The following is a 20,836-nucleotide window of genomic DNA, read 5'->3' as shown; positions in this document are numbered from 1 at the left end:
GCTAAGCACAGCCCCCGGGCAAGCACGCAGAGGATGGGCGAATTTCCCGGAGGCGATGCCGCGCATCTGTCCGGGCGACAAACTTTCACATCGCACGGACCCGTAGCCCGGGCAGGGCGCGCTAAGCGCCGCCCCCGGGAAAGCGCGCAGAGTCGTTCAAAAGGCTACTTGCGCAACAGCCGCTGCAAGCGCGCCTGCCGCCAGTTCCTAATCCATTCGCCAAACACAAACAAGCGCAACCCTTTTACCGCCAGCAGCGCCCCCCAGATAATCGCCACCCATGCGGACCAGTAACTCTCGGAACCGGTGAGCCAGTTCAACACCGCCAGCAGAGCGCAGACCACCACCGCCACTGTCAGCGATCGATAAAACCGACTCTCGCGCTCAACGCGCTCTTTAGCTTCTTCAATACGTAAATCCAGCGACTCTTCATGCCCTGCAGATGAATCGCCGCTAATCTCGGCGACGTTCACTTCAAATACCGCCGCGAGAGCGCTCAGCGTTTCCAGACCTGGACGATCGCCGTTCTCAATACGCTGAATGGTCCGCACGCTGAGCCCGGTAAGTTCGGCAAGCTGCTCTTGTGACCAGGCGCGCTGCAAACGCAATTGTTTAACCTGATTATTGCTGTTCATCATTTCTATCTCCGGGTGAAAACCTGAGACGGAGTGTTATCTATAAGGTTGTCGGGCACCACGATCGGAACCCGACAGAGACACGACAGCAACCTGACAGCCGCGCAGTGCCTGGGTTTACGCGCTGGCGACCGCATTTCCGTTCCACGGGCGCACGTTCATGCCGCGGAAAATCATCAGCCAGGCGGCAATAATAGCGAGCATCAATATTGCAAACAGCGACCAGTGCGGCAGATGGGTCAGAATTGTCCCGGTCAGCATCGGGTTAAAAGCCGCTCCCAGCCAGCCCAGCGACTGGGCGGAAAAGTAGCTGGCCTTCATGCCCGGCGGAGCAATGTTATCGATCAGCATATATTCACCCGGCGCGTAGATCACTTCACCGAGCGTAAAGACGGCGGCAGAGAGGCCCCACAGCAGCAGGCTATTATCGGAAATAACAAAACCGCCCAGTCCGAGCACAAAACAGACCGTACCAAAGGTCATCAGCGGGCGAATATTACGCGCGGTGAGGCGACGGCCGACCGCGTACTGCAGCGCCACCACGACGGCGGCGTTGACCGGCAGTACCACGGCAACCACTTTTTCAGCAAAATCGCTGTCCGCTACCACCAGCACATACTGGGAAATACAGGAAGCGAAAGAGCCGCCGACAAATGACGCCAGCAGGCCGGAGAGCGTAAACCACAGTAGCGCGCGATCGCGCAGCAGCACCGAAGGCGACCACTGGACCGCATTATCCTCAGCAATCGCGGCGCTGGTGCGCTGGACGAACAGCTGAATAAATACCAGCGGCAGCGCCGCGCAGCCCGCCGCCAGCCAGAACGGCAGATTGATGCTGTGCATCACTAACAGGGTGCCGATGGGTGGCCCGACGGTCCAGCCAATATTGAGAAAGGTATAGTTGAGCGAAAAAATCTGCGCCTTCTTTTCCGGCGACAGCACGTCGGCGAACCAGGCTTTTAACACGGTCGAGAACACGGAATAAGCGCAGTTAATCAGCGCGAAGAAGAACACCACCAGCGCCACGCTATTAACCAATGGGATCGCCACAAAGCCGCCAATAAACGCCAGTACGGCGATGGTCATATAACGTTTTTTGTCGAACTTATCGGCCAGGATACCAAACCCCATACTGAACAACACGCCGACGATCAATGCAGTTGACAGCGCATAGCCGATTTTATCTACCTCCAGTTGGTACTGGCGGGTGAGGTAGATAGTCATAAAAGGTAACGTTGCGCCACGACCAATAGTTAACAGCAACGACGAAGCCAGCAGCGCCGCAGTTGAGCGCCTGAGTGTCGGTATCATTTTTTCCTTGCCTGATGTGATGTTATTTTTGTTGTCCCGATCACAAATAGCACGCTAACTGAGGCTTGTATAGTTCCCATCGGTGATGAAAAGAAGACAAATGCCCTACCGAAAATAATGATCTATGCGTCGGGTGAATTATTCGGTATGTTGATTTTGTTCACAAAATTCCAATAACAACCGAGGCAGGGTATGACGCGTAAAGACGGGCTGCTGGCATTGCTGGTGGTCGTGGTATGGGGGCTGAATTTCGTGGTGATTAAGATGGGGCTGCATAACATGCCGCCGCTGATGCTGGCCGGACTGCGTTTTTTATTGGTGGCGTTCCCTGCCTTGCTGTTTGTCGCCCGGCCGAAAATTCCGCTGCGCCTGCTGCTGGGCTATGGCCTGACGATAAGCTTCGGTCAGTTTGCCTTCCTGTTTTGCGCTATTAATCTCGGCATGCCTGCCGGGCTGGCATCGCTGGTGCTGCAAGCTCAGGCTTTCTTCACCATTATTCTCGGGGCATTTGTCTTCGGTGAACGGTTGCAGGGCAAACAGGTAGCGGGGATCGCACTGGCGATTTTTGGTGTGCTGGTGCTGGTGGAAGCCAGTCTTGGCGGCCAGCATGTGCCGTTGGTGGGTTTTATGCTGACGCTGGCGGCGGCGCTGAGCTGGGCCTGCGGCAATATTTTCAACAAGAAAATCATGTCGCACGAGAGCAGACCGCCGATTATGTCGCTGGTGGTGTGGAGCGCGCTGATCCCGGTGCTGCCGTTTATGCTGGCATCGTGGCTCCTCGACGGCCCTCAGGTGATGGCGGCAAGTCTGCTGCACATCGATCTGCTGACGATCCTATCGCTGCTGTATCTGGCGTTTATCGCCACCATTGTTGGCTATGGGGTCTGGGGTTCGCTACTCGGACGCTATGAAACCTGGCGCGTGGCGCCGCTGTCGCTGCTGGTGCCAGTGATCGGGATGGCCAGCGCCGCGCTGCTGCTTGGCGAAACGCTAAACCACCTGCAACTGCTGGGTGCGGTGCTAATTATGGCCGGGCTGTATATCAACGTATTTGGCCTGCGGATCGTGCGTCCGGGCATGGCGCGAGGATAAAAAAAAAGCCCCGTTGCCGGGGCTAAAAGGGATTTTACAGGCCTTGCTGGTTGTAATACGGCACGCCTAATTCATCTGATTTATCACTGCCAGAAGCCATGTGATTGAAATCAAACGGCGAATCATTATGTTCGGAAGGAATAATCATCGCATCCCGATTGTTGTGACGAACCGGAGTGGTGGTTTGCTCCGCGAAACTCTGGCTGGAGACCAGTGCCAATAGCACGATGGCGGCGGAAGCGAATAATTTCATGATTTCCTCAATACGTCTTTTTGCAGGCGGTTAACAACAGTTATTTAGTGGGAGCAGGTAGCGTGACTCGCCCGGTACGTTGGTAATGCGATACTGGTGCGGCGGCACATCGAAATAGTTTTTGAAAGTCCGCGTCAGCGTTTGCTGCGATTCAAAGCCATAACGCTCGGCCAGATATAGAATCGGCTCGTTGCTTTGCTTGAGCTTCTGCGCAATTTCAGTCAGCTTACGGCTGCGAATATACTGGCCCAGCGAGTGACCAGTCTCTTTCTTAAACATTCTTTGCAGGTGCCACTTGGAGTAACCTGAGCGCTCTGAAACCTTCTCCAGCGACAGGGGCGATTCCAGGTTATCCTCAATCCACGACAAAATACTATGGATAGTGATGGCGTCGTTATTGCGTCTGGACATCATCTTACCTCTTCTTATTACGGCAGAACTTTTTTGAGCAAATACTCAAGAGTGACCACTTCATCCGCCGACAGATTTTTTGTTAGTTCCTGGTGCAATTTCTGACCCACAACCTGATGACAATGCTCACAAAGGGCTGCGCCGTCTGCTGTTAGCTGCACCAGTACGCCGCGTTTGTCAGTGGGGTTGGGTAACCGTTCAATCCAGCCTTTACAGACCAGACGGTCGAGCATGCGCGTCATTGCGCCTGGGTCGACCGAGAGCACGGTTTTCAGCTCAACGGGGGTAATACACACTTCGCAACGAATGGAACAGAGCACCCGAAACTGGGTGGACGTAATATCCATCGGTGAGAGGTAGTCGTTGAGCAGGCGATCTTTCTGCTGGTTAACCATTTGGATCAAGCGGCCAAGAGGGATCATTTCGTTAAACAGGTCGCTCGTACTTTTCACAATGGTTGCCCAGGCAATGATTTAGTTGCTGGGGATATTATTGCCTAGGCAAATATAAGTCAAACTGATTGATTGGCCGATGCCACGATTTGCTAAAACGAATCGTTGTGACTCAGGTCACTCTATTTCACATTGCTGTCTTATGATTTTACTGAATGACGAATGCGTTCTGCTGGAAACTGGCAACAACCTGACGGCAAACGATATACTCAGAGCGCGTCATTTTTTGATAATCCAACACTTACAGGACCTTAATTTTCTATGATGGATCTCTTTAAAGCGATAGGCCTGGGGCTGGTCGTGATCCTTCCGCTGGCAAACCCGCTGACCACCGTGGCGCTATTCCTTGGCCTTGCCGGGAATATGAACAATGCCGAGCGTAACCGTCAATCGCTGATGGCTTCAGTCTACGTGTTCGCTATTCTGATGGTTGCATGGTATGCCGGACAGGTGGTGATGAACACCTTCGGTATATCGATTCCTGGGCTGCGTATTGCCGGGGGGCTGATCGTCGCCTTTATCGGTTTCCGCATGCTGTTCCCGCAGCAGAAAGCGCATCATTCGATGGAAGCCAAACTGAAATCAGAAGAGCTGGAAGACGAACCGACGGCCAATATTGCTTTTGTCCCGCTGGCGATGCCAAGTACCGCAGGTCCGGGGACCATTGCGATGATTATCAGCTCTGCGTCGACGGTAAAGCACGGCGCTAACTTTCCTGATTGGGTGGTGATGGTGGCTCCGCCGGTGACGTTTGCGCTGGTCGGACTCATCCTGTGGGGCTGCCTGCGCAGCTCCGGGGCGATTATGCGTCTGGTGGGTAAGGGCGGCATCGAGGCTATCTCCCGCCTGATGGGCTTCCTGTTGGTCTGTATGGGCGTGCAGTTTATTATCAATGGTGTGCTGGAGATTGTCTCCACTTATCACGCCTGATTGTTTTTTGCATGGACAGAATGGAAACATAAAAAAGCCTGCCGATCTTCCAATCGGCAGGCTTTTTTTAATCTGCGCTATCAGGAGTGATGTGGCTGCTGATCTTCCAGTGAGACCGGCCAGCGGCGGAAAATCATCACCGCCCACACCAGCGCCACGAGGGCTGGGATAGCGCCGACGTAACCAATCGACGCCATCGACAGATGGGTACTGACCTGGCTGCCGACCAGCGCGCCCGCGCCGATCCCGATATTAAAGATCCCCGAGAACAGCGACATTGCCACGTCGGTGGCATCCGGTGCCAGCGCCAGCACTTTCACCTGCATTCCAAGGCCGATAATCATGATTGCCACGCCCCAGAAGACGCTGAGCAGCATCAGGTGATTGGCGTTATGCGATGCGGGCAACAGCAGGAGCAGACACGCCAGCAGCAGGCCAATTGCGGCGTTAATCAAGCCGGATGCATGGCGGTTGCCGAGCTTACCAAACAGGATACTGCCGACAATGCCCGCGCCGCCCAGGGTCAGCAGCAGCACGGTGGCAAAGTTACCGCTTAAACCGGCGACCGTCTGAATAAACGGTTCAATATAGCTGTAGGCGGTGTAGTGCGCGGTCACCACAATCACCGTCAGTAAATAAATGCTGAGCAGCGCCGGGCGACGGAACAATACCGGCAGGCTTTTTAACGAACCAGAATGCTCGCTCGGCAGTTTTGGCAGCAGTTTAATCAGGCAAGCCATGGTTATCAGCGCGCCCACACCAATGACCAGGAAGGTAGTACGCCAGCCAAAGTATTGCCCGACGATGCGCCCAATCGGGATACCAAAGACCATCGCCAGCGCGGTACCAGTGGCAATCAGGCTCAAAGCCTGAGCGCGTTTGCCTGCGGGAGCCATACGAATAGCCAGCGCCGAGGTGATTGACCAGAACACTGCATGGGCGAATGCGATGCCGATACGGCTGATGACCAGAACGTTAAAGTTCCATGCCAGAAACGACAGCACGTGGCTGGCAATAAACAGAATAAACAGGCCAACCAGCAGACGACGGCGCTCCATCTTGCTGGTCAACAGCATAAAGGGCAGCGACATCAGGCCGACGACCCAGGCGTAGATGGTCAGCATGATCCCAACCTGTGCCGTTTCCATGCCAAAACTGTCGGCGATATCCGACAGCAGGCCCACGGGCGCAAATTCGGTGGTATTAAAGATAAATGCCGCAATCGCAAGCGTGACTACGCGAAGCCACGCGACCTTGCGTGAAACCGTGTCTGTAATCATAAGTTCAGGGCTGGTTACTAAGAGGAAAGAAGTGGCACGATCTTAAAACGATTGCTGCTGAAAATACAATCATTTTGTGACGTGCGTCTCATTTTTGTTTTGGTCGGGTAAAAGGCGCTAACAGATTAATTTCTCTATAGAACGTGTGCATTTACTGCATTTATGTCATGTTATCGATAAGTAAAAAAAATGAAAGGGCAGAATAATGCAGGAAATTAACTTTTATCTGGTCGATGCGTTCAGTGACCATAACTTTGGCGGCAATGCGGCGGCAGTTTGCCCGCTCACCGAATGGTTGCCGGACGAAACGTTGTTGAAAATGGCGCAGCAGCACAATCAGTCGGAAACCGCGTTTTTTGTCCGTACTGATGAAGGATATGAGCTGCGTTGGTTTACCACCCAGTATGAAATCAACCTTTGCGGTCACGCGACGCTGGCGGCTTCGCACGTCATCTTTGAGTACCTCGACCATCCGTCATCAACGATTGTCTTTAGTACCCGTTTTGTTGGCGAGCTCCGCGTGACGCGCAGCGGCGACTGGCTGACGCTGGATTTTCCGGCATGGGCGACGACGGTCGTCGAACAGCCACCAGCGGACCTGCTTGCCGGTCTGGGGCTAAGCGAAGTGCAGGAAGTACGCGTGGCTCGCGATTACCTGGTGATCTTACGCGATCGTCAGCAGGTAGAAGCGGTACAGCCGGATATGCACCAGCTTCAGCGCCTGGGGAAAATGATTTGTATTAGCGCAGCAGATGATGAGTATGATTTTGTCAGCCGTTTCTTTTGCCCGGGAGAGTCGCTGTGGGAAGACCCGGTGACCGGCTCGACCCATAGCATGTTGATCCCGTATTGGGGCGAGAAGCTCGGTAAAACGGAGATGCAGGCGCGGCAAGTATCCGCTCGCGGTGGCGATCTACGCTGCCAGTGGCAGGGCGACCGGGTGCTGATTGGCGGCCAGGCGACAACCTATTTAATCGGTACGATAGCGCTGCGCTAAATATATCCGTCATACTTCAAGCTGCAGATGTGTTGGCTGCGGATTACTCGGCACATCCATGTGCCTGGCCCTGACGGGCCGTCGCAAGCGCTGTTCAAGGCACGAGTGCCTTGTCCTGCACCTCGAATTATTTAGGGTATAAGCGAATACGGATAATGGAAATAATGTGGGATCGGCAAAAAATTATGCCGATCCCGTGTCCGTAGGGGGTACGGGCAAAAGTGTGCTGCGTACTCAACGAAAAACCAGAGCCACTAGCGGGTCATACGACAACTGCTCTTATTTGATAATTACATCGGAAATATCACGATAGCGCCGATGCACAATGCCAGAATACGAATTAAGTACATCGGCACGGAGAATATCCAGAACTCCGGCAGCTTATATTTTCCCATTCCCAGTATCATCGCCGGCATACCGTCAATTGGCATATAGCCGCCGTTCCAGCCCGAAATGACTACCGCGATGGCGGCAGCGGTCGGGTTGAGGCCGAGGCTGGTACAGGCGGCGATAGCAATGGGCGCGAAGATATACACTGAACCCATGTTGGAGCCGGTAAATGTGGAACATGTACTGGTCAGCAGCGCAAAGATAAAAATAAACAGGAACGGCGAAACGTTAGCGCCGAGAACGCCAGCTACCGCATCACCCACCATCGCCGTAAAGCCGGTGCCGGCCAGCGCATCGGCGACGCCGATAACCCCCGCCATCATCAGAATAACCGGCGCGCCCATATGATCGCACACCTCTTTGAAGTCGACGACGTTAATCATCATCACAAAAGCGGCGGCAAGACCCGGAACCACATAGGCGATATTACCCAACTGATTCATCAGCATCATACCGACAACGCTGATGGCAAATGCCCCCACGGTGCAGTACTCTTTCCACGCGGGTAGGGTGACGGCTTCCTCTTCCCGTACCGACATCGCTTCCTCAGACGCATCGGCAATCGGGTGATCGGGTAAAAAACGATACGAGATCAGGCACCAGGCCAGAAACGCCAGCGACATCACCAGATTCACCAGCGCGAATTTCACCATCGAAACCTCTTCGGTGATTCCCGCGGTTTGCAGCACCGTGGCGGTGACGCCAAACAGCAGTGCGACGTTAATCGGAATTAATGGATGGTTGGTCGCAAAACCCAACGGCATCATCAGCTTTGAGGTCGGCAGCTTTTTACTGTAGGGGATTGTTGAAACCAGCGACAGAATCAGCACGTAGTAGCCGGTTGAACCGGTACCCGCCAGGCTTGCGCCAATCATCACAATTACCAGCAGCAGCGCATAGCTCTTGTAGCTGCCTTTATTGACCAGGCTCACCATTGAGGATTTCACGTTGCCGATGAGGCGCGTTTTCTGGAGCGCCGCCATTACCACCATAAACCCGGCGATCATAATCACACTTGAGTTCACAAAACCGGCAAAGGCTTGCTGAACGTTGGAGAGCCCGGTCACCACCAGTAAAAGACAGGCGAGCAGCGGTGGTGCGCCAAAGGCCATCTTGTCCGACATGATAAGCACTATCATCAGCACCAGGATGCCCAGCGCCAGAATCATTTCCATTGTCATTTTATTTATCTCCTTATTTACCCTTCCAGCATCTCGCGCGGCACCTTAAAGACCGCTTTTCGCACCGTTGCCGGAGCGCCTGGTGCGCACAACGCCTGATGGGGTTCACCGGGCAGGAAGACCGCAAAATCACCGGCGTGCAGGGTGATGGTTACCGGATGCTGGCAATCATGGGCGATAAACAGATCCGGTTTGCGCTCTTCATCGCCATCGCATGCGACAGCCTGCATTCCCGCGTTAATCACCTCGCAGCCTGACAGCATCACCTGAATATCTGCCCATTGATGGTGATATTCGCTGTGGCGCTGTGCGGCAGGTTGGGTATGCGCCTCGCCGATATTGCAAAACCAGCCGCAACCCTCCGGTTGCCAGCGTCCGTCTTCCATGGCGCTTAGCGCCTGTAGCGAAGCGTCCGGGTGCGACAATATTTGCCACAGCGCGGGGGGAAGCCCTGCCAGCGGCAGGGTGTCAAGATTTCCGACGATCATCGGGCTGACTCCTTCACCCATTGCGGGGAAACGTGCACGTATTTAATCGCCTGGCGGAACCAGGTGTAGGCAATGTGCAGAGAACCGTCCGCGCCTTGTTTAATGCTCGGGTAGGAGAACTCGCGGTTACGTTTATCCAGCGAGTTGTTGGTCATGCAGTAGCCGTCACCTTCATCGAGGTTACGCTGCCACGGCCAGCTTTTACCGCCATCGGCAGAGATAGCTACGGTCATCGGCGCGCGCGGTGCGCCCCAGAAAGCGGTGCGACCATTGATGACTTCTGGCTCTTTGCGGCTGTTATCGCCATCGTCGATTTCATCGTAAAGCGACACACGACGTTCCAGGGCACCGGCTGCGCTCATGTGGTTAAACACCAGTGCCAGTTCGCCGCTGGCAAGGGTAGTCACCTGGATCGAGGAGTTGTTATTCGGCAGTTCAGTGGGTTCCGGTACTGACCAGCTTTCGCCATTATCTACCGACTGGCTGTAGTAGATATTGTCGGCCCAGCGGCTGCGGAATAGTGCGACAAGCGTGCCGCCTGGCAGGGCGGTGATATTCATATGCACGCAGCCGAGGCTTTGCGGTACGTCGACGTCGCGCCAGGTTTTGCCCTGGTCGGAGGAAATTTTGACGGCGCTGATATCATCGTTGCCAACCCATTTTTCCCCCGGCTGAGTGCGGCAATAAAACACCGGCAGCAGCCAGTTACCGTTCTCCAGCACCGTAATCGGCTGGCGAATAAAGGTGCCGGGTTTGTCGAGCAGGGTGGCAATCTCGCCCCAGGTCTGGCCCAGGTCGGTCGACTGGCGGTAGCGCACGATGGCGGTGTCCTGGTTGCCAGAGATCTGCGCGGTCCACAGCAGCCACAGCACGTTATCCGGGGCCAGAAACAGCACCGGGTTCTGCTCGGAGCGGCTGGCGTCAGTGGACAGTTTCACCGCATCGCTCCACTGACGGCTTTCGGGGAGCAGGCGCGAGCCCCATACGGAGATATCGGCAACGCCTTCCTGGGTACCGCCAAACCACACGCACATCAGCGAGCCGTCCGGCAGCGGCAGCAGATTAGCTGCATGGTTTTGCGGGCAAGATGACGGCAGCATCGCGGTTTCCACACGCGCATCTTGTTCATGCTGACAAATCATCCCGTCACGAATTGCGGTTACTACAGACATATTCATACTCCATTATTATTCAGTAGGGTTTTATTTATTGAGCTGTAATGAGTCGTAAGCTTCATCCTGCAGCGAAGCCTTAATGATTTTTTTTGTGCGAACGATATTTAATGTTTCTACGGTCAGGGAGAAGAAAATAGCAAAATAGAGATATCCCTTCGCAATATGGACTTCCAGGCTATCGGCAACCAGTAATGCGCCAACCAGCAACAAAAAGGTTAATGACAGCATTTTCATTGTTGGCGTATTATTGACAAAATCACCAATAGTTTTAGCGGCGAACATCATTATGCCCACGGCAATAATCACGGCGGTAATCATGATGAAAATATGTTGTGACAAACCGACAGCGGTAATCGCAGAGTCCAGACTGAAGACAATATCCAGCAGCATGATCTGCACGATAGCGCCTGCCAGTGAGAGCTGACGATGGCTGCCGCCGTGTGACTCCTCTTCCTGCATCAGTTCGCCGCGGATCTCCTGCAGCGATTTGTAAATAAGGAAACAACCGCCAACAAATAAAATGATCGTGCGCACCGACACCACAAAATTTGCAATGGTAAACAACGGAACCGTAATGTGTGCAAGCCAGGCAATCGACACCAGCAATAACACGCGCATTACCATCGCGCCACTTAATCCCAACTTACGGGCAATATTTTGCTGATGCGGCGGAAGTTTTGCCACCACCAGCGAGAGGAAAATAATATTATCGACCCCGAGAATAATTTCCAGAAAGGTGAGCGTAACCAGCGTTAACCATATTTCAGGGTCAAGCATCCATATAAACATTTAAAATATCCCATACGCTACGATACCCGTCATACTTCAAACTGCATGTGCCTTGTCCTGCAACTCGAATTATTTAGGGTATATAGTCTTGAATCTTGTCGGTGCTGCTTTTCGTTTAAAACAGCACCGGAATTATTTTTGTTATCGTCAGGAAATATATTTAGCAATAACCTGTTTAATTTGCTCACACTGCGCTGGCGTAAAGCTGACCGCATAGCGGCTGTCGCCAACCTCATGGCCCATCAGCTGCAAGGCTTTTTTCACTGCTGCCGGGGAGAACGCCACTTTATAAAGATCGGTACGTAGTCCGGTCACGCACTCCTGAGCCAGACTAGAGCCGTCAACATCGCCCGCTTTAAAGTTTGCCCAAATGGCGTTGATCTCTTTCGGCGCGACGTTGGCCAGCCCGGAAATACAGGCGGAACAGCCGTCAACGAAGCCCTGGTGAATCAGCGAGTCAGGACCGTTCAGCACGTCGAAATCGGCAATATCCTGCACCGCATCAAGGAAACCCTTCAGACTTTCGTAGCTGCCAGCGCTATCTTTGACGCCGATAATGTTCGGGTGTTTTGCCAGCGTGCGCGCGGTCTGCGGTTCGATGGTGTTGCCAGTACGCGCCGGAATGTTGTAGAGAAATACCGGAACGCTCAGGGCGTCAGCGATGGCGGTGTAGTGACTGATAAGCTCATCCTGCTTCAGCGGCACAAACCACGGCGTGATCACCGAGACCGCATCGACGCCGAGATTTTCAATCTGTTTACCTAAACGAATAGTCTCGCGAGTCGACACTTCGCCAATATGCGCCACCACGTGGGCGCGCCCGGCCACTTCTTCAACGCAGGCTTTGGCAACGGCGACTTTTTCCGCTTCATTGAGCACAAAGAACTCGCCGTTGGTACCGCCACAGAAAATACCATTTCCCGCGGCGAGCTGACGTTGAACCTGCTGCTTCAGCGCCGGAATATTCACTGCGCCATCGGCGGTAAAAGGGGTCACGATGGCGGTCAGTACGCCGGCAATTGCATTGCTCATTCTCATTTCTTCCCTGGTGTTATTGTTCTGGAAATAGGGTGCGATAAACCGCCTGGATCTGATCCTGGCTCACGCTGCACGGCGCGTTATTCATTAAACGTTTGACGTTAAGCGCCGCTTCGCTCAGCTCGCCGATGCTCTCCTGCGGTACGCCCAGCGCGGCAAGGTTATCCGGTAGCTGCAGGCGTTTTACTAGTGCGGCAAGCCACTCAACCAGCGCATGAGATTTCTCTTCCTCGCTGAGTGTCTGGTCGGCATCGGGGATCAGATCCCAGACTTGCGCAAACTTCGCGACCGTATGCGGCCGCACCACCTTCATACAAGGTGCCAGCAGGATGGCGTTAGCCACGCCGTGCGGCAGGTGGTATTTGCCGCCAAGCGGATAGGAGAGGGCGTGGACCAGATGCGTGCCTGCATGGTTAATGGCCACGCCGCCATAATATGAGGCCCACAGCATTTCCAGCTTCGCGGTCAGATTCTGCGGCTCGGTCACCGAAAGCTCGATATTGCGTACCAGCTTGCGCAGGCCAATTAGCGCCGCGTTATCGCTGACCGGGTTAGCGACGGTTGACGTAAAGCACTCAATCAGGTGGCACAGTGCGTCAATGCCGGTCGAAGAGGCGATATGCGCGGGCATGCTGGTGGTGAGCTCCGGCAGCAGGGCAACATAGTCCGGCAGCAAAACCGGCGAGATAATCCCCACCTTGGTGTTCTGTTCCGGGATCGCCAGGATCGCGTTCGGCGTGGCTTCGGAGCCGGTGCCCGCCGTGGCAGGAATTAACAGCGACATCACTTTTTGCTGCGGCTTTTCACCTGCCAGCAGCGCGTCCAGCCCCGGCGAGCAAGGATGCAGCAAAACGGAGAGCAGTTTGGTCACGTCGAGGACGCTACCTCCGCCAATACCGACCACTAATTCTGGCTGACTTGCGCCAACGAGGTTCTGGATCTGCGCCATATCATGCTGGCTCGGCTCGGCAGGGACCGCATCAATCACCTGTACCTGACGTCCTTCGCCTTCCAGAATCGCGCGGATCTGCTGTGCAGCGTCAAGTTTGCCGACGTTGGCGTCGGTGATCAGCAAAATGCGCTGTTTACCTGCCAGCAACGGAACCAGGGCAGTAAACGCGCCCGCGCCGCTAATCAGAGTGCTGTTAATGGTTGCCACTTCCTTTCTCCTGTCTTATGAATGATTAAATTTAATCATCCGTTATTCGGGTCACTCACATTGTGGGTGAAGTTATAATTTATACGGCGGTTTAATAACTTGAACTTGCTCACACTTAATCAATTGTGATTGAATATAATCATAAACAGTTTCGGACAGCGAGAAAAGGGAAAACGATGGGCTGCGGTGATAACAAGGTGCTGGTGCTGGCAGATGACTTTACCGGTGCCAATGACGCAGGAGTTAGCCTGGCGGAGACGGGAATGCGGGCGGAAGTGGCGTTCAGCGGCAGCTACCAGGGAGAAGCGCAGGCGCTGATCATTAATAGCGATAGCCGTGCGCAGTCCGCTGCAGAGGCGGCGCGGCGGGTTACACATTTACTACAGGCGGTTTTGCCGCGTTTCCAGCCGCGCTGGACAGTCAAAAAAATCGACTCCACGCTGCGCGGGAATCTTGGCGCTGAACTGGATGCAGCAATGACGGCGCTCAATTGCCCGATCGCGGTGCTGGCTCCTGCCTTCCCGACGGCAGGTCGGGTGACGCGGCAGGGTAAGTGCTATGTGCACGGCTTGCCGGTTGATGAGACTGAGTTTGCAACTGACCCGAAAACGCCGGTTAGCAGTGCTGATATCGCCACCGTGGTGGCACAGCAAAGCAATGCGCGCTGTTCACGGGTGACGGTCGATACGCTGGGGGCTGCGCTGGCGCAAACTGTTAATGAACCGCGCGTGCTGATCGTGGATGCAGAAGAGAACGCCCAACTGGACGCCATTATCGCGGCGGTGGCGGAATCTACGCAAAGGGTGCTGCTGGTGGGGTCTGCCGGGCTGTGTGACGCCCTGGCGCGAAGCCTGGCCACCGCGCCGCACAGGCCGCTGCTGGCGGTCGTTGGCTCGATGAGTGAAATCGCTCAACAGCAAGTCGCATGCCTTGAGAAGCATCCTCGCATCACACGGGTAGAAATTGATGTCGCCATGGCCTTTGGCGGTGACGCAACGGCAGATGCCCGGCGCATTGCCGCGGTGTTGAGCGAAAGCAATCATTGTGTGGTTACCACTCGCCCCGATAGCGAGGCGCGAAAGGGGATTGAAGCCCTGTGCCAACGGCATGGGGTCGATCGCACCGCCCTCGGCGAGCGTATTTGCGCTTATCTGGCGCGAGTCAGCGAACTGGCCATCGCGCAAAGTCAGCCGGGAGCGCTCTATTTATCCGGCGGTGATGTGGCTATCGCCGTCGCGCAGGCTCTGGGAGCCAGCGGATTTCATATTACAGGTCGCGTGGCGCAGTGCGTGCCGTACGGCAATTTTCTGGGTAGTAGCTGGCAACGGCCGGTAATGACCAAGGCAGGCGGATTCGGAACGGAAACTACGCTGCTGGAGGTTGTGAACTTTATTGAGGAGAAAATGAGTGACTAACATCATTGCGGTAACGATGGGAGACCCGGCAGGCATTGGCCCGGAAATTATTATTAAGTCCCTGGTGGAGGGAAAACTGAACGGCGCACCCGTTGTGGTGGTGGGCTGCGCGCAGACGCTACGGCGTGTTCTGGCGCTGGAGATCACTCCGCGCGCCGAGCTGCGAATCATTGATAATCCCGGACAGGCACAGTTTAGCCCTGGCACCATTAACGTTATCGACGAACCGCTGGCCGACCCGGAAGGGCTACGTGTCGGGGAAGTGCAGGCGCAGGCGGGCGATTTGGCCTACCGTTGTATCAAGCGCGCGACCGAACTGGCGATGGCCGGTGAGGTTTTTGCAATTGCTACCGCGCCGTTGAACAAAGAAGCGCTGCACCTGGCAGGACACAATTTCCCGGGGCATACCGAGATGCTGGCCCATCTGACGCAGACCAAAGATTACGCGATGGTGCTGTATACCGATAAGCTCAAAGTTATCCATATTTCCACCCACGTCGCGCTGCGCAAGTTTCTCGATACCCTAAACCAGCCGCGGGTCGAAACGGTGATTGGTATCGCCGATAGCTTCCTGCGTCGGGTTGGCTTTAGCAATCCGCGCATTGCCGTCGCAGGCGTTAACCCGCACGCTGGGGAAAATGGTTTGTTTGGTGATGAAGAGATTCGTATCGTCGGCCCGGCCGTTGAAGCGATGAAGGCCCAAGGGTTGAACGTGACCGGCCCGTGCCCGCCGGATACGGTATTTATGCAGTGCCACGACGGACTGTTTGATATGGTGGTGGCGATGTATCACGATCAGGGACACATTCCGCTAAAACTGCTCGGGTTTTATGATGGGGTAAATATCACTGCCGGACTGCCGTTTATTCGCACATCCGCAGACCATGGCACGGCGTTTGATATTGCCTGGACAGGTAAAGCTAAGTCTGACAGCATGGCTACCTCTATTGAGCTCGCCATGCAAATCGCACAGGAATAATATGAAGGGATATAACCGGTTAGAGCAGATTATGGATTATCTGAAGAGCCATAATCTGGTGACAGTGGATCAGCTCGTGGCGGTGACCAACGCGTCGCCAGCAACGATTCGCCGCGATCTGATTAAACTCGATCAGGAAGGGGTGATTAGCCGTACTCATGGCGGCGTGACTCTTAACCGGTTTATTCCTTCCCAGCCGACGACGCAGGAAAAATCCCAGCGTAGCCAGCAGGAAAAGTACGCCATCGCCAGCGCTGCGGCGGCGTTAGTCAAGGCCGGGGACGCCATTGTCCTCGATGCCGGGACGACGATGATTGAACTTGCCCGGCAAATAACTCATCTGCCGCTACGAGTGATCACCAGCGATCTGCATATCGCTCTGTTTTTATCCGAATTCAAGCAAATCGAAGTGACCATTATCGGCGGGCGTATTGACGATAGCAGCCAGTCCTGCATTGGTGAACACGGTCGCCGACTGCTGCAAAATATCTGGCCCGATCTGGCTTTTGTCAGCTGCAATGGCTGGGATCTGGAGAAGGGCGTCACTTCACCAACGGAAGAAAAAGCGGCGCTGAAGCGGGATTTAATCGCCAACGCCCGGCGGCGCATTCTGCTGGCGGACAGCTCGAAATACGGCGCCTGGTCGCTATTTAACATCACCCATCTCGACTCGCTCACCGATATCATCACCGATAATCATCTGCCGGAAGAGACGCGCGAGATGTTAGTGCATATTCATCCCCGGCTGATCATCGCCGACTAGCCGGGAGCGCGGATTACGGTAATCGGGCGATATTGGCTTTAATCACCTCAATAGAGTGGCGGAACTTTTCCGCTTCATCATCGGCTAATTGCAACTCAATAATCTGCTGCACGCCGCTTTGCGTCAGTACGGCAGGAACGCCTGCCGCCGCGCCGCTCACGCCATATTCCCCGTCAAGAATGCACGATACTGCCAGCGCACGATGGCTGCCGGTGAAAATATTGCGGCAGATCTCAGCGATGGTCCCGGCAACGCCATATTCGGTGCAGCCTTTACCCGAATAAATTTCAAACCCCAGCTTGCGCACCTTTTCGGCAATCAGCTCCCGGTCCAGCGCTTTGCCGGTATGTTTTTGATAAACGTCACCAATGGCTGAACCGTAGACCGCCGAGTGCGACCATACCGGAAACTGGGTATCGCCATGTTCGCCGAGGATAAAGGCATCGATACTTTGCGCACCGATGTCCAGCTCCTGGGCCAGCACCCGCCGCAGGCGGGTGGTATCCAGCCAGACGCCGGTGCCCAGTACCTGACTGCGCGGCAGGCCTGAAAGTTGCCACACCTGCCAGGTGATAATGTCGCAAGGGTTAGTGGCAATCAGAAAGATGCCGTTGAAGCCGCCGTTCATCATCTGCGGGACGATACTTTTGACGATTTTCGCCGTGTTGGTCAGTTCGTCCAGGCGCGTCTGGCCCGGTTTGAGCGCGCCACCAGAAACGGTGATCACCGCGATATCGACATCGGCGCAGTCGCCGGCTTCCCGCGTGGAAATCGTCATCATCCCCGGCATATAGGCAGCCGCATCACTGAGATCCTGGGCGTGGGCTTCGGCGCGGGCTTTGTTCAGATCAACGAGGATCAGCTCCTCGCAGATATTCTGGTTCAACAGGGCATAGGCCGCAGAGGCACCGACGTTCCCAGCTCCGATAATCATCACCTTACGCGCTTTGGTATTCATCATTTTTTCCTGATAACAGACATCGTGCCGCAAAATTACTGCGCCTCAAGGGGTTAGCGCAATAGGGGAGCGGAGCTATAAGTTAATGCTATGGCGGTTCAGCGTACTCCTCGCGTTACAGTGCGCTTAAAAAAGGAGCTTATTTATGTATACCATCGCCGCGACTCCGCTGAACCACCCGGAATTGAACGCCTTGATCGCCCAACTGGACGTCTACCAGCAGGCGCTTTATCCGGCCGAAAGCAACCATCTGATAGATCTTAGTGCACTGCCGCCTGAATCGGTGATTGCGCTGCTGATCCGCGACCCGCAACAGCAGGCTGTTGGCTGTGGGGCAATTGTGCTGGGGGAGGAGGGCTTTGGTGAGATGAAGCGGGTATTTATCGACCCGACCCATCGCGGTCAGCAGCTTGGCGAGAAACTGCTGGCGGCGCTGGAAGAAGAGGCTTTACGGCGCGAGTGCCACACCGTGCGTCTGGAGACCGGCATCCATCAGCATGCGGCCGTGGCGTTATATACCCGTAATGGCTATCAGACCCGCAGCGCCTTCGCGCCGTATCAGCCGGACCCGTTAAGCATCTTTATGGAGAAACTGCTGCTTGTCGATCTTCGTTCAGCAGCTCTATAAACGCTTCAAGTTGACGGGTTTTCGCCCCGCGACGCCATACCAGACAGGTCGTTAGCCAGCGCCACTCTTCGGCCAGCGGCCAGGCGGAGACCTGTTGATGGCCCGGCATGCTCTCCAGCATGCTGCGCGGGATCAGCGCCAGTCCGGCCCCGGTAATCACGCAAGCCAGCATCCCGTGATAGGACTCCATTTCGTGAATTCGACCCGGCGTGGCGCGATCGGCATGGAACCAGCTTTCAAAATGACGTCGATAGGAACAGTTGGCGCGAAAAGCATAGACGCTGGCTCCGTTCACTTCGCTGGCACGAGCAATGGGCGGGTGGCCCATTGGTGCTACGATCATCATCTCTTCCGGGAACACCGGTAACCCTTCAAGCCCCGGATGCACCACCGGACCGTCAACAAAGGCCGCGCTAAGGTTGCCTTCAAGTACGCCGTCGATCATGGTGCCGGAGGGGCCGGTGGAGAGGGCAAGATGAATCTTTGGGTAGCGCTGATTAAAGTGCGCCAGCGTAGTAGGGATACGCACGGCGGCGGTACTTTCCAGCGACCCGAGCGAAAACAGCCCCTGGGGTTCATCCCCGGCAACCACCATGCGAGCCTCATCAACGAGAGCCAGAATTTGCTGACTATAGCGTAAAAAGCTATGCCCGGCGGGCGACAGGCGCAGGCGTTGGTTTTCGCGGATAAATAACTCGACGCCAAGATCTGCTTCCAGTTGGCGAATACGGGTCGTCAGGTTAGACGGCACGCGATGCACCTTCTGCGCGGCCTGAGTGATGCTGCCGGTAATGGCGACGGCGTTGAACATCTCGAGTTGGGTCAGATCCATTCTATTCTCTTTTCGTGAAAATGTTGCTTAATATTATTCATTTTTAATGAATGGTAGGGTAAGCCAGAATAAGGTCATTTCGCAATCAACACAGAGAGAAAAACGATGAATTTATCTGCAACTCATGCGGTTTCCGTGAATCCGACGACAGGTGAAATGGTGTCGTCTCTGCCGTGGGCGACCGAACAGCAAGTTGATTCAGCCATGGCCCTTGCGGAGCAAGGTTATCGCCAGTGGCGCAACGTTAGCGTGGCAAACCGCGCGGCGGCGCTGCGTAACGTCGGCAGCGCGATGCGTGTCCGCGCTGAAGAGCTGGCGCAAATGATTAGCCTTGAGATGGGCAAGCCGATTGCCCAGGCGCGCGGCGAAGTCGCTAAATCAGCCAATCTTTGCGACTGGTATGCCGAGCATGGTCCGGCGATGCTGAATACCGAAGCGACCCTCGTTGAAGACAATAAAGCGGTGATTGAGTACCGCCCGATGGGCGCGATCCTCGCAATTATGCCGTGGAACTTCCCGGTGTGGCAGGTGCTGCGCGGTGCGGTACCGATTCTGCTGGCGGGTAACAGCTATCTGCTCAAGCACGCGCCGAACGTGATGGGCAGCGCGGCGATAATCGGTGAGATCTTCGCACAAGCGGGCGTCCCGGCAGGTGTGTTTGGTTGGGTTAATGCTACCAACGACGGCGTTTCGCAGATTATCAACGATCCGCGTATTGCCGCCGTGACTGTCACCGGCAGCGTGCGGGCCGGGAAGGCTATAGGCGCGCAGGCCGGCGCGGCGTTGAAAAAATGCGTGCTGGAGCTGGGTGGCTCCGATCCGTTTATCGTGCTGAACGACGCCGACCTCGACGAGGCGGTAAAGGCCGCGGTGATTGGTCGTTATCAGAATACCGGGCAGGTCTGCGCCGCCGCAAAACGCTTTATCGTTGAAGCGGGGATTGCTGACGCTTTTACGCAGAAATTTGTCGCCGCCGTCGCCGCGCTGAAAATGGGCGATCCGCGCGATGAGCAGAACTATGTCGGGCCAATGGCGCGCTTCGACCTGCGTGATGAGCTGCATGAGCAGGTGCTTGCAACCTTAAAAGAAGGCGCAACCCTGCTGCTGGGCGCGGAAAAAATCGAAGGCGCGGGCAACTACTATGCGCCGACGGTGCTGGGAAACGTCACCTCCGGGATGACCGGTTTTCGCCAGGAGCTGTTTGGCCCGGTGGCGACCATCACCGAAGCACGAGACGCCGACCATGCGCTGGCGCTGGCAAATGATAGCGAGTTTGGTCTCTCTGCGACGGTTTATACCACCAGTGAGGAGCAGGCTCAGCGTTTCGCCAGCGAGCTGGAGTGCGGCGGAGTGTTTATCAACGGCTACTGCGCCAGCGATGCTCGCGTAGCGTTCGGCGGGGTGAAGAAAAGCGGATTTGGTCGTGAGCTATCCCACTTCGGCCTGCACGAATTCTGCAACGTGCAAACCGTCTGGAAAGATCGTCGTTAAACTCCAGAAACCCCCGGCTCGCACTGCGTTCAGTCGGGCTACGGGTTCACAACCGTCTGTGGACCGGTAGCCCGGACAGGTGCGCCAGCACCGCCTCCGGGAGCTTTTGACCTTTCCCAATGGTACTCCGTACCCCCCACATATCTAATTTCCGGCAGAGTAAATGTAAATAAATTGTTTCTCACGGAC

At 55.3% G+C, this 20,836-nt stretch carries 22 protein-coding genes; 8 read left to right on the top strand and 14 right to left on the bottom strand.

What is annotated here, in order from left to right:
- Nucleotides 1–164 precede the first annotated feature (164 nt).
- Nucleotides 165–635, bottom strand: coding sequence for a helix-turn-helix domain-containing protein (locus QVF11_RS20280; protein ID WP_287858912.1), 471 nt, complete (start codon nucleotides 633–635; stop codon nucleotides 165–167).
- A gap of 117 nt (nucleotides 636–752) precedes the next feature.
- Nucleotides 753–1,946, bottom strand: a complete 1,194-nt coding sequence (gene ydeE, locus QVF11_RS20275) for an efflux MFS transporter YdeE (protein ID WP_142513871.1) — start codon at nucleotides 1,944–1,946, stop codon at nucleotides 753–755.
- Nucleotides 1,947–2,138: 192 nt separating this feature from the next.
- Between ydeE and eamA the strand changes: the two genes are divergently transcribed.
- Nucleotides 2,139–3,038 carry an O-acetylserine/cysteine exporter gene (eamA, locus tag QVF11_RS20270; RefSeq protein ID WP_287858896.1) on the top strand — a complete coding sequence of 300 codons (900 nt, stop codon included), beginning with the start codon at nucleotides 2,139–2,141 and terminating at the stop codon, nucleotides 3,036–3,038.
- A gap of 34 nt (nucleotides 3,039–3,072) precedes the next feature.
- Here the strand turns inward: eamA and marB are convergent, their stop codons facing one another.
- From marB to marR, 3 genes are read right to left on the bottom strand one after another with little or no spacing between them, the layout of a single operon-like run.
- Entirely contained in the window at nucleotides 3,073–3,291 is a 219-nt protein-coding gene (gene marB, locus QVF11_RS20265) for a multiple antibiotic resistance protein MarB (protein WP_112214277.1), read from the bottom strand.
- A gap of 30 nt (nucleotides 3,292–3,321) precedes the next feature.
- On the bottom strand, nucleotides 3,322–3,702 hold the full coding sequence (gene marA / locus QVF11_RS20260; RefSeq protein WP_004102351.1) for an MDR efflux pump AcrAB transcriptional activator MarA: 381 nt from the start codon (nucleotides 3,700–3,702) through the stop codon (nucleotides 3,322–3,324).
- 17 nt (nucleotides 3,703–3,719) lie between these two features.
- Nucleotides 3,720–4,154, bottom strand: coding sequence for a multiple antibiotic resistance transcriptional regulator MarR (gene marR, locus QVF11_RS20255; RefSeq protein ID WP_110274127.1), 435 nt, complete (start codon nucleotides 4,152–4,154; stop codon nucleotides 3,720–3,722).
- 261 nt (nucleotides 4,155–4,415) lie between these two features.
- Here marR and QVF11_RS20250 point away from each other — a divergent pair, with 261 nt between their 5' ends.
- Nucleotides 4,416–5,084 carry a MarC family NAAT transporter gene (locus QVF11_RS20250; protein ID WP_112214276.1) on the top strand — a complete coding sequence of 223 codons (669 nt, stop codon included), beginning with the start codon at nucleotides 4,416–4,418 and terminating at the stop codon, nucleotides 5,082–5,084.
- Between the two features lie 80 nt (nucleotides 5,085–5,164).
- Here QVF11_RS20250 and QVF11_RS20245 read toward each other — a convergent pair whose 3' ends face one another.
- On the bottom strand, nucleotides 5,165–6,364 hold the full coding sequence (locus tag QVF11_RS20245; RefSeq protein WP_112214275.1) for a sugar transporter: 1,200 nt from the start codon (nucleotides 6,362–6,364) through the stop codon (nucleotides 5,165–5,167).
- 205 nt (nucleotides 6,365–6,569) lie between these two features.
- Between QVF11_RS20245 and QVF11_RS20240 the strand changes: the two genes are divergently transcribed.
- Complete coding sequence (locus tag QVF11_RS20240; RefSeq protein WP_287858893.1) at nucleotides 6,570–7,361, top strand: PhzF family phenazine biosynthesis protein; 792 nt, start codon at nucleotides 6,570–6,572, stop codon at nucleotides 7,359–7,361.
- Nucleotides 7,362–7,651: 290 nt separating this feature from the next.
- Here the strand turns inward: QVF11_RS20240 and QVF11_RS20235 are convergent, their stop codons facing one another.
- The 6 genes from QVF11_RS20235 to QVF11_RS20210 all read right to left on the bottom strand — a co-directional run bounded on the left by QVF11_RS20235 (nucleotide 7,652) and on the right by QVF11_RS20210 (nucleotide 13,581).
- Nucleotides 7,652–8,932 (bottom strand): SLC13 family permease, encoded by a 1,281-nt coding sequence (locus QVF11_RS20235; protein WP_287858892.1) that lies wholly within the window; start codon nucleotides 8,930–8,932, stop codon nucleotides 7,652–7,654.
- A 17-nt stretch (nucleotides 8,933–8,949) separates the two neighbouring features.
- A complete protein-coding gene (locus QVF11_RS20230; RefSeq protein ID WP_287858891.1) occupies nucleotides 8,950–9,420 on the bottom strand; it encodes a NanQ anomerase/TabA/YiaL family protein in 471 nt (156 codons plus the stop codon).
- The gene (locus QVF11_RS20225; RefSeq protein WP_287858890.1) at nucleotides 9,417–10,592 is read right to left on the bottom strand and encodes a sialidase family protein; all 1,176 of its coding nucleotides are present in this window, start codon (nucleotides 10,590–10,592) and stop codon (nucleotides 9,417–9,419) included. The genes QVF11_RS20230 and QVF11_RS20225 overlap by 4 nt, the downstream gene beginning before the upstream one ends.
- 30 nt (nucleotides 10,593–10,622) lie before the next feature.
- A complete protein-coding gene (locus QVF11_RS20220) occupies nucleotides 10,623–11,384 on the bottom strand; it encodes a TerC family protein (RefSeq protein ID WP_287858889.1) in 762 nt (253 codons plus the stop codon).
- Between the two features lie 147 nt (nucleotides 11,385–11,531).
- Nucleotides 11,532–12,416 carry a dihydrodipicolinate synthase family protein gene (locus tag QVF11_RS20215; protein WP_287858888.1) on the bottom strand — a complete coding sequence of 295 codons (885 nt, stop codon included), beginning with the start codon at nucleotides 12,414–12,416 and terminating at the stop codon, nucleotides 11,532–11,534.
- Between the two features lie 19 nt (nucleotides 12,417–12,435).
- Nucleotides 12,436–13,581: an iron-containing alcohol dehydrogenase gene (locus QVF11_RS20210; RefSeq protein ID WP_287858886.1), complete on the bottom strand. Its 1,146-nt coding sequence runs from the start codon at nucleotides 13,579–13,581 to the stop codon at nucleotides 12,436–12,438.
- A gap of 176 nt (nucleotides 13,582–13,757) precedes the next feature.
- Between QVF11_RS20210 and dtnK the strand changes: the two genes are divergently transcribed.
- The 3 genes from dtnK to QVF11_RS20195 are packed head-to-tail and all read left to right on the top strand — an operon-like array spanning nucleotide 13,758 to nucleotide 16,738.
- Complete coding sequence (dtnK, locus tag QVF11_RS20205) at nucleotides 13,758–14,996, top strand: D-threonate kinase (protein ID WP_287858885.1); 1,239 nt, start codon at nucleotides 13,758–13,760, stop codon at nucleotides 14,994–14,996.
- Nucleotides 14,989–15,975 carry a D-threonate 4-phosphate dehydrogenase gene (locus tag QVF11_RS20200; RefSeq protein WP_287858883.1) on the top strand — a complete coding sequence of 329 codons (987 nt, stop codon included), beginning with the start codon at nucleotides 14,989–14,991 and terminating at the stop codon, nucleotides 15,973–15,975. Before dtnK ends, QVF11_RS20200 begins: the two co-directional genes overlap by 8 nt.
- Before the next feature lies 1 nt (nucleotide 15,976).
- Entirely contained in the window at nucleotides 15,977–16,738 is a 762-nt protein-coding gene (locus QVF11_RS20195) for a DeoR/GlpR family DNA-binding transcription regulator (protein WP_287858881.1), read from the top strand.
- 13 nt (nucleotides 16,739–16,751) lie between these two features.
- On the opposite strand, the gene QVF11_RS20190 is transcribed toward QVF11_RS20195, so the two are convergent.
- Nucleotides 16,752–17,696: an L-lactate dehydrogenase gene (locus QVF11_RS20190; protein WP_112214264.1), complete on the bottom strand. Its 945-nt coding sequence runs from the start codon at nucleotides 17,694–17,696 to the stop codon at nucleotides 16,752–16,754.
- A 145-nt stretch (nucleotides 17,697–17,841) separates the two neighbouring features.
- On the opposite strand from QVF11_RS20190, the gene QVF11_RS20185 reads away from it, so the two are divergent.
- Nucleotides 17,842–18,324 carry a GNAT family N-acetyltransferase gene (locus tag QVF11_RS20185; protein ID WP_182238917.1) on the top strand — a complete coding sequence of 161 codons (483 nt, stop codon included), beginning with the start codon at nucleotides 17,842–17,844 and terminating at the stop codon, nucleotides 18,322–18,324.
- Here the strand turns inward: QVF11_RS20185 and ptrR are convergent.
- The gene (gene ptrR, locus QVF11_RS20180) at nucleotides 18,278–19,156 is read right to left on the bottom strand and encodes a putrescine utilization regulator PtrR (RefSeq protein ID WP_142513863.1); all 879 of its coding nucleotides are present in this window, start codon (nucleotides 19,154–19,156) and stop codon (nucleotides 18,278–18,280) included. The genes QVF11_RS20185 and ptrR overlap by 47 nt on opposite strands.
- A gap of 105 nt (nucleotides 19,157–19,261) precedes the next feature.
- On the opposite strand from ptrR, the gene sad reads away from it, so the two are divergent.
- Nucleotides 19,262–20,647 (top strand): succinate-semialdehyde dehydrogenase, encoded by a 1,386-nt coding sequence (gene sad, locus QVF11_RS20175; RefSeq protein ID WP_287858879.1) that lies wholly within the window; start codon nucleotides 19,262–19,264, stop codon nucleotides 20,645–20,647.
- The last annotated feature ends 189 nt before the right edge of the window (nucleotides 20,648–20,836 follow it).

Source organism: Klebsiella sp., assembly GCF_027492335.1.
GTDB lineage: Bacteria > Pseudomonadota > Gammaproteobacteria > Enterobacterales > Enterobacteriaceae > Klebsiella > Klebsiella huaxiensis.
The sequence above is the reverse complement of the archived record's forward strand: the minus strand, read 5'-3'. Positions and strand labels throughout refer to the sequence as shown.

Bases quoted from the DNA above. Each gene is read 5' to 3' on its own strand.
- QVF11_RS20280 (WP_287858912.1), bottom strand. From the start codon at position 635: ATGAACAGCAATAATCAGGTTAAACAATTGCGTTTGCAGCGCGCCTGG.
- ydeE (WP_142513871.1), bottom strand. From the start codon at position 1,946: ATGATACCGACACTCAGGCGCTCAACTGCGGCGCTGCTGGCTTCGTCG.
- eamA (WP_287858896.1), top strand. From the start codon at position 2,139: ATGACGCGTAAAGACGGGCTGCTGGCATTGCTGGTGGTCGTGGTATGG.
- marB (WP_112214277.1), bottom strand. From the start codon at position 3,291: ATGAAATTATTCGCTTCCGCCGCCATCGTGCTATTGGCACTGGTCTCC.
- marA (WP_004102351.1), bottom strand. From the start codon at position 3,702: ATGTCCAGACGCAATAACGACGCCATCACTATCCATAGTATTTTGTCG.
- QVF11_RS20250 (WP_112214276.1), top strand. From the start codon at position 4,416: ATGATGGATCTCTTTAAAGCGATAGGCCTGGGGCTGGTCGTGATCCTT.
- QVF11_RS20245 (WP_112214275.1), bottom strand. From the start codon at position 6,364: ATGATTACAGACACGGTTTCACGCAAGGTCGCGTGGCTTCGCGTAGTC.
- QVF11_RS20240 (WP_287858893.1), top strand. From the start codon at position 6,570: ATGCAGGAAATTAACTTTTATCTGGTCGATGCGTTCAGTGACCATAAC.
- QVF11_RS20235 (WP_287858892.1), bottom strand. From the start codon at position 8,932: ATGACAATGGAAATGATTCTGGCGCTGGGCATCCTGGTGCTGATGATA.
- QVF11_RS20230 (WP_287858891.1), bottom strand. From the start codon at position 9,420: ATGATCGTCGGAAATCTTGACACCCTGCCGCTGGCAGGGCTTCCCCCC.
- QVF11_RS20225 (WP_287858890.1), bottom strand. From the start codon at position 10,592: ATGTCTGTAGTAACCGCAATTCGTGACGGGATGATTTGTCAGCATGAA.
- QVF11_RS20220 (WP_287858889.1), bottom strand. From the start codon at position 11,384: ATGTTTATATGGATGCTTGACCCTGAAATATGGTTAACGCTGGTTACG.
- QVF11_RS20215 (WP_287858888.1), bottom strand. From the start codon at position 12,416: ATGAGCAATGCAATTGCCGGCGTACTGACCGCCATCGTGACCCCTTTT.
- dtnK (WP_287858885.1), top strand. From the start codon at position 13,758: ATGGGCTGCGGTGATAACAAGGTGCTGGTGCTGGCAGATGACTTTACC.
- QVF11_RS20195 (WP_287858881.1), top strand. From the start codon at position 15,977: ATGAAGGGATATAACCGGTTAGAGCAGATTATGGATTATCTGAAGAGC.
- QVF11_RS20190 (WP_112214264.1), bottom strand. From the start codon at position 17,696: ATGAATACCAAAGCGCGTAAGGTGATGATTATCGGAGCTGGGAACGTC.
- QVF11_RS20185 (WP_182238917.1), top strand. From the start codon at position 17,842: ATGTATACCATCGCCGCGACTCCGCTGAACCACCCGGAATTGAACGCC.
- ptrR (WP_142513863.1), bottom strand. From the start codon at position 19,156: ATGGATCTGACCCAACTCGAGATGTTCAACGCCGTCGCCATTACCGGC.
- sad (WP_287858879.1), top strand. From the start codon at position 19,262: ATGAATTTATCTGCAACTCATGCGGTTTCCGTGAATCCGACGACAGGT.